Annotated in this window: 10 protein-coding genes; 1 reads left to right on the top strand and 9 read right to left on the bottom strand. The window is 32.7% G+C overall.

The annotated features are described in order from the left end of the window. Positions 1-82: 82 nt before the first annotated feature. The 4 genes from ADJ83_RS17690 to ADJ83_RS17675 all read right to left on the bottom strand — a co-directional run bounded on the left by ADJ83_RS17690 (position 83) and on the right by ADJ83_RS17675 (position 2,490). Positions 83-613, bottom strand: a complete 531-nt coding sequence (locus ADJ83_RS17690) for a DUF6431 domain-containing protein (RefSeq protein WP_035416525.1) — start codon at positions 611-613, stop codon at positions 83-85. 433 nt (positions 614-1,046) lie between these two features. Next, positions 1,047-1,214, bottom strand: coding sequence for a hypothetical protein (locus ADJ83_RS25725; RefSeq protein WP_155986781.1), 168 nt, complete (start codon positions 1,212-1,214; stop codon positions 1,047-1,049). A gap of 82 nt (positions 1,215-1,296) precedes the next feature. After that, the gene (locus ADJ83_RS17680; protein ID WP_031539340.1) at positions 1,297-1,812 is read right to left on the bottom strand and encodes a hypothetical protein; all 516 of its coding nucleotides are present in this window, start codon (positions 1,810-1,812) and stop codon (positions 1,297-1,299) included. Between the two features lie 171 nt (positions 1,813-1,983). Then, positions 1,984-2,490 carry a hypothetical protein gene (locus ADJ83_RS17675; protein WP_031539343.1) on the bottom strand — a complete coding sequence of 169 codons (507 nt, stop codon included), beginning with the start codon at positions 2,488-2,490 and terminating at the stop codon, positions 1,984-1,986. A 225-nt stretch (positions 2,491-2,715) separates the two neighbouring features. Between ADJ83_RS17675 and ADJ83_RS17670 the strand changes: the two genes are divergently transcribed. Beyond that, positions 2,716-3,426 (top strand): helix-turn-helix domain-containing protein, encoded by a 711-nt coding sequence (locus tag ADJ83_RS17670; protein ID WP_031539345.1) that lies wholly within the window; start codon positions 2,716-2,718, stop codon positions 3,424-3,426. A gap of 256 nt (positions 3,427-3,682) precedes the next feature. Here ADJ83_RS17670 and ADJ83_RS25030 read toward each other — a convergent pair whose 3' ends face one another. The 5 genes from ADJ83_RS25030 to ADJ83_RS17645 all read right to left on the bottom strand — a co-directional run bounded on the left by ADJ83_RS25030 (position 3,683) and on the right by ADJ83_RS17645 (position 9,627). Then, complete coding sequence (locus ADJ83_RS25030) at positions 3,683-4,732, bottom strand: hypothetical protein (RefSeq protein WP_152910843.1); 1,050 nt, start codon at positions 4,730-4,732, stop codon at positions 3,683-3,685. A 106-nt stretch (positions 4,733-4,838) separates the two neighbouring features. Beyond that, the gene (locus tag ADJ83_RS17660) at positions 4,839-5,660 is read right to left on the bottom strand and encodes a tyrosine-type recombinase/integrase (RefSeq protein WP_031539347.1); all 822 of its coding nucleotides are present in this window, start codon (positions 5,658-5,660) and stop codon (positions 4,839-4,841) included. Positions 5,661-5,971: 311 nt separating this feature from the next. After that, positions 5,972-6,853 carry a hypothetical protein gene (locus tag ADJ83_RS17655; RefSeq protein ID WP_031539348.1) on the bottom strand — a complete coding sequence of 294 codons (882 nt, stop codon included), beginning with the start codon at positions 6,851-6,853 and terminating at the stop codon, positions 5,972-5,974. 395 nt (positions 6,854-7,248) lie between these two features. Beyond that, positions 7,249-7,479, bottom strand: a complete 231-nt coding sequence (locus ADJ83_RS17650; RefSeq protein ID WP_031539349.1) for a hypothetical protein — start codon at positions 7,477-7,479, stop codon at positions 7,249-7,251. A 786-nt stretch (positions 7,480-8,265) separates the two neighbouring features. Beyond that, positions 8,266-9,627 (bottom strand): IS4 family transposase, encoded by a 1,362-nt coding sequence (locus ADJ83_RS17645; protein WP_048717268.1) that lies wholly within the window; start codon positions 9,625-9,627, stop codon positions 8,266-8,268. Positions 9,628-9,790 lie beyond the last annotated feature (163 nt).

The following is a 9,790-nucleotide window of genomic DNA, read 5'->3' as shown; positions in this document are numbered from 1 at the left end:
TCTACTTTTTTCGATATTTTCTGACTATGAAAAAGGTATGTGGGACAAAGAATATTTTTAAAGTCGCCTAAATATGATAGAATTAATTTGCCATAAAGTATTTTGATAAGTGACCCCGTGACCTTCGTAAGAAGGGTGATTCGCCAAAATCAAGGATCATTTTCATATATTTTGTGGCTTCGCTATTTATATCCTCCGACATGCCACTTATCTTCCCCAAGCTGATAAAGAAGCTATGAATCCAATTTATACATGTTAAGAAACGATTTAGATAAAACCTGACTAATTGGCGGCTGCCTTTTGCTTTTTTCCTTTGAAGAATTTTCTTCACTCGTTCTAAAACTGTATGAATAGTATGTTGAAAATACGGGATGAGAAAGTCCGGAAGAATAGAGATATTCACTTCACATTGTAAACATCTTAGGCGACAAATTGGGATCCGTACGGTTGTCTCATCAGTTATTCCATAACGCCAGTAATAGCCGTTACGATGAAGATTCCCATGGGAATGACATTTGCAGTTTGGGCATTGATCAAACAATGGAAATTCATTCTTTTTTCCTCTTTCCCCATACTCCACTAGGCTAATACCAAAATCATGAAATTTGATCATAAAAAAACTCCCCCTTCTAATATGCAAAAAATTTAGCACATTATTCCAGAGAAGTATATAAACAATTCTGAAGGAATTTGAAAATTCCAACGGTATTTGAGAGGATATAAAGTGACAGTTTACAAATATAGCCTTTTTCCAATACATATTTAACGGGAATAGGTAACATATAATCAGTAATTTCACCTTTCCTTGCATCATCTATATGTTGTGATAATACACACATAATTGAGTGACCGCAGTCTGGCAGCCACACATAATAATAGTCGAGTTCTTTAGGTAGTTGAGAATGATAAGATCGTAATTTTCCAATCATAAAACATCCCTTCCTTCGTCATTAATTTTCTCTTTACTTCCTTTTACAAACAGTTAAATTTGTTACTGGCTAATAATTCCCAAGCGTTAATTTGAATCTCTATGGAAGGCAAACCATTTAATGCTCCTCAAGAATACGAATTTCTTTAACAATTTTGTGCTCAATGTTTGCTAGATAATTTTGTTGTTTTTCTGACATTTCAGGCCAAAATCTATCAAATAATGAACGGATGATACTCAATTTCTCTTCTAAGTCTCGTAATCTTTTATGCCTTGAATTAATCATTCTCTGCCACCCCCTAAAAATTTAACGAAGGTCTGGGCAAACCTTCATTATTTTTCTATCAAAATCCCCTCATTTTACGAACTTAATAGGCAGATACGTTAATACCAGTAGTAGATTCGAATTTATCTACTAATTCATTCGACATCCTCGCAACTCTTTCATAATTGATTAAGGCCTTTCTATAGTCAGAACCTAAGTTTTCCCATCTTACTTTACTTATTCTGGCTACATTTTGTAGATTTGACCTCAATTGGTTGTTAGAAATCTCCTCGATCCTATATTTTGTTTTGCTGCTGTTAACTTCAACCAAAATGAAATGAAACCCCTCTTCGATAAACAGATTGATGATATCCTTCTTAAAAATCGAACGATCCTGTACAGCAATCGTGTCGATATCTTGCTTTCTTAATAAACTGATAAAATACTGCGCAACTACTGGATTACTGTTATATGAATGGTAATTGGCAACACTTACCCCTTTAACATTTTCTAATAACACCTCTAGTACGCGGCTTTTCATTTCTAAGTCTATGCTGTCATCCCTTTCAGCACTTAAGTGAACCATATACCCAACTTTATTGACTGTATTTTTTTGCATAGTAACTCTCCTCCTTAATATCTAAGTTCAGAATGTTCTGGCCCCTTTATTTAGAATGGTGCTCGATTGCACCCCATGTTTTTTGGCATCCTTTTTAATTATTCAGGTGTCTCATAATAAAACACAAATACAGCAATTTTCTTTTACGTTTTTGTCCTCCATTGTCTAGTTTCATGCCCTCCTTGTTATCAAGTCCCATATACGAGTAGTTGATTTATACTTATTCATCGTCTCTTGGATCATCTGATTAAATTCTTCAGTTGACCACAATAGATCCTCTCCTTCAAGATATTTACTAGCAATTTCCCTTATTTCATTTGGAATCACTAAAATATCAAATGGTTTGTTTTTCTCATCAACTAAAAAGTACTGCATTCGTTCTTGATTAATTAAATAGAACAATTCATTCACCTGTAATGTCTTATCAAACCAAGAGTGGTAAATCTTATTTCTCATCCCACTAAACCTTGTCATGAAGATTAAACCATTTGCTTTTTCGTTTCCTTTTACAGTCGCCCTTACATTTGCATAGTGTGATTTCATTAATTTTTCCAACTTATAGTTAAAATCTTTAATGATGAACACTGTCTCATTGGTATTCAATTTTTGATTATAAATTACAACAGCATTCATAAAACCCGGTTTCATATTTCTGCTGGCATCTTCCATTTTCAACAATTAATCTCCCCCTTACAATTTCCGTTTACCCAAAAGTAAACTTTTGTTCTGTTAAATTAATAAAAAGTGGACATTTGGTTCAAACTGTAGATTTATGATATCACTGTTGTTTATTATTTGTAAATACCCAAAAGTAAACTTTTTTAAAAACGAAAACAAACTTAGTGGACATTTGGTTCAATTAATAATATTATTTATTTAAATCATATTTTGGGGTGAAACGTTATGAGTGATGAAAAAGTAATGATTGGGGATCGCCTACAGATTCTGTTAGACAAGAACAATATGGACATTTCAAAAGGATCTTTAATGGATAAACATGGTTTTAACAAATCAAATTTACACAAATACATTACGAATGTTAGAAGACCTGCCTTAGAAGACATCATAAAATTAGCAAATATTTTTAATACCTCTGTAGATTACTTGGTTGGTAACAGGGAATATATATTAGATACTTGGGCTCCAGATTATTTAGAGGAATTTGCAAATTATGCAGCAGAAAAAGTTAAAGAACATTTCTTAGAAAAGCAAGGGATTCAATTGCCTGAAAATGATTCGAACTACATTTTATTGTTTGCATTAACCCATCTATTGGCTTCTGAAGGCAAATCTTTTGAAGATTTTACAGAGGAAGAAAAAGAAGTTCAAAAAGAATTAATAGATTATATAATCGCAATTTATTATGGATCTATTAGAATGACTCAACAACAACATTTCCATATTGATGAACTAAAGGGTATGTTAGGTAGTATTTTTAATAATATTGATGGTGACTATAGTTTCAAGGACGCTTCAATAATAAATGAACTAGAAAAGCGTAAAGACAAGACTGATGAGGAAAAAATTGAAATATTAAAATCATATATCCATGTAAATATGAGGAATAGTCAAAAAGCATTAGAATTACTTCAGGAACTTAGCGAAAGAAAATAATATTGTTTACGTAAGGCTAAACATCATAGCAGCCTTATTTCTTCAAATAAAAAGACCAAACAGTAATAATAATCTGTTTGGTCTTTTAAGACATCCAAGAAAAGGATTTACACAAGAAAAACACTCAAGATATTAAGGAGTACCATCAGGAATCTAAGGGGAAGTTTCCTGAAACCTTTATCTGATACCTTTATTTTCTCTATCCAATGTTAAAACCCTTGTTTTTTCGGAAAACTTTAAGAAACATTTCGAATTATTACTGTTTAGAGTCAGTAAACACTACTTGCCGTCCACTTAACATTTCAGATAAAGTATAATACCAGCCTCCTGCATTATTTTTTTCAGGCCGCGGATTATGAGACAAGGAAATATGATCATTTTCAGAGAGAATATAAAATCTATATGTGTCGTTCCTCTTGAAACCATGCCCACTTTTTCTTTCCTGTATGTATGCTAATAACCTTTCTTTATATAAAAAATCACTTTCAGAAATATCCTTCAGAACTGATAAGTTTTCTGGAGCAAGAATCAAAATGTCTTCAATCTTATACAATTTATTCATCACTCCACCGCCCTTTTGGCGAAAAGTTATGAAAAGAGGGTCACGATAGTTATATGAAGGTGTATCTGGACAAGCATGTATATGGTAGTTGGTAATTACTTCAAAGGTTTTACCTGCTGGAACAGATAGTATTTCTTTTTCATAATAGTGCATACCTTTATCTACTCCTGTAATAAATTTATGGTAATCCGTTAAAACCGAAATTTTTGTTGAATCTAAATTTAATTTAAGCGCTTGATTTAGCACCTCTATCATTTCAACCCATGTAATTGAAACAAATGCTTCTGTCTTAAAAGATTGTTTATACTTTGTCAAGGCTACAGCAATTTTAGGTACATGTTCATCATGTGGGAAGTATTTAGGATTAATGTATCTCTGAAGTTGTTCTTCTAGACTATGGTTAATATCTAATTTAATGTTTTTTGCTTCAATAATTAATACAAGCACTTTTTTGCTATTGTGATAAAAAGTAAGGGTTATATCCCTTCTAATCTTATCCTCTCCCTCACTAATCATTTCTGCATCAACTTTTAAGAAATCAGAACTCAAAAATTGAAGAAATTCATTTTTACAAAGGCTTTTCTTAATAACTTCTTGTATTTTATTTACAGAAAGGAATTCTATTAAAAACTCCGAGGACAGACTAAATAAATATGCTAGGCCCTTAGTTTGCTTGGTTTCACGATCACCATCAATTAAATCAAACAGGGATGACTTATATTTACTACTTTCATTTTGATACAATCTAAAAACAGCGTTATTCAAATGATTAAACATAAAATGACCCCTAATCATTATTTAGTTCAGTTCCAGATAATCTATTTCAACTTTAATAGATTAACTAATAAAGTTAACCCCTCCACAAATCCTCAACGGCATTTTGTTTATCCTCTTCAGTAGGAGCAGAATACCGAAGTACCATTTCGGCGCTTGTATGACCACTGAGTGATTGGATTACGCTTATGTCTTGGCCATTTCGCACAAGAGATGTGATAAAAGTATGTCTCAACGCATGCACATTAAACCCTTGCTTTTCTAGTATATACTGAACGGCTCTTGTACTAATTCTTTTACCCCTATTTGATAGAAATAGAGGTTCTCCAGAATCCTTTCTTTCTTCAAGATATTTTAGTAATGCTCTTCGTACTTCCTTGTTTAAGGGAATTGACCTTTCTTTATTTCCTTTACCTCTACGGACTTTAACTTCCCCTTTTCGATCACTCAACACAATATCTGACCTATCCAAAGAAACCAACTCTGAAAGGCGTAATCCACTATTTAACAGTAATTGTACTATTGCCATATCCCGTTTGTTTTCATTTCTATCAATTTCTCTTATTAAACGGTTAACTTCAAGACGATCAAGTGCTTTAGGTGCTTCGTTCTTATAATCAACTGGTTTGACTACAGCAATATCTTCAATTGTATTTTCTTTATTAGACCATTTGCTAAACTTCTTAATCGCATTCCAAATTTTATTTATAGTTGCTGCGCTCTTACGCCTACTCACTAAATAATCAATATATTGTTGAACATCACTTCTAGCATAGCAATTTAAGTCAGTTCCAGCACCTTCTAACCATTCATTAAATTGCTTAATTGCATGAACATAAGTTTTAATTGTTTGCTCTGATTTTCCCCTTAATGCTTCTTCTGCAAATTGGTTAATCATATACTCTCCTCCACACTTTTTGGCTTAAATAATTCTATGCAATATTTTTTTGCTGTTAATGGCAGTTTTTTATCCCATTTTCACTGTTATTTGGTCGCATGATAGCATGGAATACCTATTCTACGCAATAAATCTATGCAATCTTAGAAATACTTCTTTTCTGAGTACAAAAAAAAGAACCTTTCCAGTATATAACCTGATAATCGGAAGGTTCTTTTATTGTTATTTAATTCATAAATACATTTACTTAAAATTCTTTTTCTATCTTTATATTGTCATTTGTCTTCCATACCTATTAAAGGTCAACTTACTTAGTATGCTGGTGGTAAAATTCGGTATGATACTGTTACTTCATCATCGTAGTATCCATACTTATGCCAATCTTTTTTAGATATTATCCTACACGAAAAACTAAGGAGGTGAGAAACATGTTCATTTTTAATTTCTAAAGTAAATTTACTTCCTTTAAGATTATTTACTAGTTGATCACTTATTCTCCATTCAACATCGTATGACTCTTCCTCAAAATTTGGATCAATTTGCACTTCTATAGATAAATAATCTCCCGGACGTAAAAAAAACTCCTCATTTTCATGAAATTGCTTTATACCACAACCTGCACCAGTATCTACCATTTGGTTACGGTGTACCTCGTTTCCAAAGGAATCAACAAACTTCATAATAGTTGGAACATTATAAATCACATTTAGTCCCTTCTTTCTATAGTATTCTTTTAAAGAATCTATAATATCATTGCTGTAACAAATAATTTGCTCTGCTTGTCTTACACTAATTGGATTTGCATGTGCCAATTGGTTTCTAGGATCAATTATTTTTTTTATAGTAAACCTTGCATGATCCGCTCCGAATGGGAAAACTTCTCCTAAAGCATCTTTAAAGAAAGCACTAAAATTATTTGGATTGCATATGATATCTATCAAGTTATCCAATAGTGTTGCATCAATGAGTCTTGGATACCTAAAAGGTTCCCTTTCCTTTCTTGCCTTAATGTCATTTCCTATGCTGTTCTTAATGACACTATCTCCATTTTCCTTCTTTACAAATAAATAGTCTGAACCATATGCTTCAGTAAAGGAATCATCAACTAATCGTCTTAACCAATTTTCAAGTGACTCAATTTTCTTTTTACAAGTACTCCGCAGTTCTTCTTCTTGAATTTTGTGTAATGACATTAAAAATTCTCCTTAAATTAATCTATCTTATATTGAGTTTAATTCGCTGACATACTCAATTCCTTGATTTCAATACCATTCTACCAATTCCTAAAAATGATTTATATATTTCATTTTTATGTATAAATAAATGTTCACACATAAAAAATCTTTGTCCATTTTGTTCCTAATGCTCCTTCTTCGTTTCAGACTCCTCTTCACACGGTAATCTAATAATTTTTTACTAAATTTACCATACAATTAATTACTAAATTACATGCTAAAAGCAGTGCTATTTCTTGTGAGAAATACACCGCTTTAATACTTGTTTTTTACATATACTTTTCCTTTAAAGGTACCCCAAAAGACAACGGCTTAATACATTACTTCTATTTTTTGCGAGAACACTTTGATACCTAATTAAAGAAAATAATAGCCCATATTACTCCGATATTAAATGTCATTAAACTAGTCCATTCTAGTGTTTTCTCAATTCTATTTGCCATAGTTTCTGACATGAAACCTTTTATCCTATTAAAAATGAAAGACTTCATTAAGGTTATTGCGAAAAAGATTGCTACTGCAATGATGCAGCCATTTGCAATGCGGTTGATACTGTCTACTAAAACCTGCAACTCATTTGTCATTAAGATTAGCCCCTTTATCAAAATGTTTGTTTACTCACCTATTCTTTATATTTCTCTGCAACAAAACCTTTATTTTTTCTGAGTTTCACTTTGAAAAATCATATTGAATCTACAAAGGTTGGAAATATTGCGATCCGAAAATTCACAAGATTAGTCAAAGGGCTTAACCTTAAATTCCGTCAAAATGTACTGAATTTCGCATTATACTGTCAAATTAAATAAATGTTATTGAAAATCTAATTTATTCGTTTTTTTTCTTTTTTCTAGACAGTAAACAATCACTTTAATTACTATATATGGATTTTTTTCGGACGTGGAATTTATTATTTTCATTAATAAAATTTTCCTAAAAGTAAGACATGGAACTCACATAAACTACTATATTTGGTCCCGTTTTTTAAAAGAAAAGACCAAATAGCATATATCACTATCTGGTCTTAAGTGTATAGTTTTTATTCCAAACGAAAGGAGCGTATACACAAGAAGGGTCCTAAGACGTTTCAAGAAACACTAACCATCAGGATACTATGAGGAATCTTTAGTCCTGACACTGTCTTCTATTAATATTGGCAGGAATTAAGTATAATTTAACCTTGATTTCCCGTTCAAAATTTATATAGGATTAACTATTTCTCGTCATTCTTAATCACCTTAAATTCTAATTTCTTCTTTTCTTTTTCCATTCTCTTGAAATATTCCTTCAGAAATTCTTTCCAATCAATAGGCTTTTCCATCTATTTCCCCTCCCTCAATTTTAAAAATATTGTTAGCGTAATTTTTAAAGTCTCAACTTTCGCAGAGTGATATCGGCAAATAAGCCTTGATATAATTAGGAAGGCCAGCGATCCACTGTTCAAGTTGACTTTGAATTATTTTTTTGATTTTCTTATTCGTTTGTTTAAGTGCATCTTGAAGAAGCTCGATCAATTGCTGTAATGCGACAGCCCAATCAAGTTCATTTACTTCATCGCATAATTCGTAAAACAGACCACCTATTGTGCGTTGATCGGTATTACAGCGATTCTGCCACGACAGAACGATAAAACGAGAAAACACAATCGTTGTATGGCAAATAAGCGCGTCATATGAACGGCTTTGGAATTCTTTTTCAAGTTTCAAAAGAGATTTGGCCGCCTTAAAGAATACCTCGATATCCCAGCGCATTCCATAGATTCGGACGATCTCCTGTTCTGAAAGAGTGCAGTCTGTGCTGAGGATGGCAAGCCAGTCGCTTTTCTTATTTCTGTTTTGAATGAATACCACTTTAATTGGTGTTCCATTAGCCATGATCGTATGGATGGAACGAAGAATTCCTTTCTTGGATTGAATGGGTCCAGCTAGGCGGTATAGTTGCTTTAAAGAAACCATCTCCCCGTTTACGTTATAACGTTGTTTTGTTTCTTTGACCATACCAATTACGTCTAATCCTTGATCCACAATAGACTTTACAAGTGGTGGCAATGTAAACCAAGAATCCATAAGGACATAACTTGCATCTATCCCATTGGCTAATGCACGTTTAATCATGTCAGGAACTTGTTCAGGCTCAGTTTGTAATGCATTTTCTCGACGCTTGTATCCACAAGTACGTTTATCAATTTTTTCAGAGATACCATTGATTTGAGACTTTTTTGAACTGACTAAAGAAAAGTCAATTGGCATAAATGTATAGCCATCTGACCAGCCCAAAGTGAGCATACGAAACCCCTTAAAGAAACGCATTTTCAGGGAAGCATGATCAAAACAACGAGCGAGAAGCTCTACCTTTTTACTACGATTTCGGTCATACGCAGAATCATCGATAATCAGTACTTTTGGACGCTCTTTATTCGTAAGGCGAGTCACCTTTTGAATAGTAAAAATGCTCAACAGTAGTAAGAAACGGCGCCAATTAAAAGTTGATTGGTTTAAAAAGCGATAGACGGCATCTTTGGCTGGAAACTGATCGGCTTTCTTTGAATCAAGAAGTGAAAACCAATTTTTGTGCTGGAAAATCAAACAGAAAACAAGCTGAAATAAGTAGGAACAGCTGAAACCGAAGGATTTTTTAATTCCTGCTTGGCGCAGGTGTTTATTCATTTCAAGCTCAGAAAAAACCGAATTAAGTTCTTTTGGTAGTTGATTGTTTTGGCTATTTTGGTCTATCATATAGGGAGCACCTCTTCTGTATGGTAGTGTTTTCTCTACAATTACACTATACCAAAGAATGAGGTGTTATTTCATTTTATTAAACACTGTCAAGCAACATATTTAATAGACCATAGACGCAATACAACTAACGATTTGCACTTATTTTTTTGGTGCGAAAGTT

Source organism: Bacillus sp. 522_BSPC (assembly GCF_001076885.1).
GTDB classification, from domain to species: domain Bacteria; phylum Bacillota; class Bacilli; order Bacillales; family Cytobacillaceae; genus Niallia; species Niallia hominis.
Note: the sequence above shows the minus strand (reverse complement) of the source record. Positions and strands in the feature narration are given on the sequence as shown.

Coding starts and splice junctions, on each gene's coding strand:
- ADJ83_RS17680 (WP_031539340.1), bottom strand. CDS start 1,812: ATGCAAAAAAATACAGTCAATAAAGTTGGGTATATGGTTCACTTAAGT.
- ADJ83_RS17645 (WP_048717268.1), bottom strand. CDS start 9,627: ATGATAGACCAAAATAGCCAAAACAATCAACTACCAAAAGAACTTAAT.
- ADJ83_RS17655 (WP_031539348.1), bottom strand. CDS start 6,853: ATGTCATTACACAAAATTCAAGAAGAAGAACTGCGGAGTACTTGTAAA.
- ADJ83_RS17660 (WP_031539347.1), bottom strand. CDS start 5,660: ATGATTAACCAATTTGCAGAAGAAGCATTAAGGGGAAAATCAGAGCAA.
- ADJ83_RS25725 (WP_155986781.1), bottom strand. CDS start 1,214: ATGATTAATTCAAGGCATAAAAGATTACGAGACTTAGAAGAGAAATTG.
- ADJ83_RS17650 (WP_031539349.1), bottom strand. CDS start 7,479: ATGACAAATGAGTTGCAGGTTTTAGTAGACAGTATCAACCGCATTGCA.
- ADJ83_RS17690 (WP_035416525.1), bottom strand. CDS start 613: ATGATCAAATTTCATGATTTTGGTATTAGCCTAGTGGAGTATGGGGAA.
- ADJ83_RS17670 (WP_031539345.1), top strand. CDS start 2,716: ATGAGTGATGAAAAAGTAATGATTGGGGATCGCCTACAGATTCTGTTA.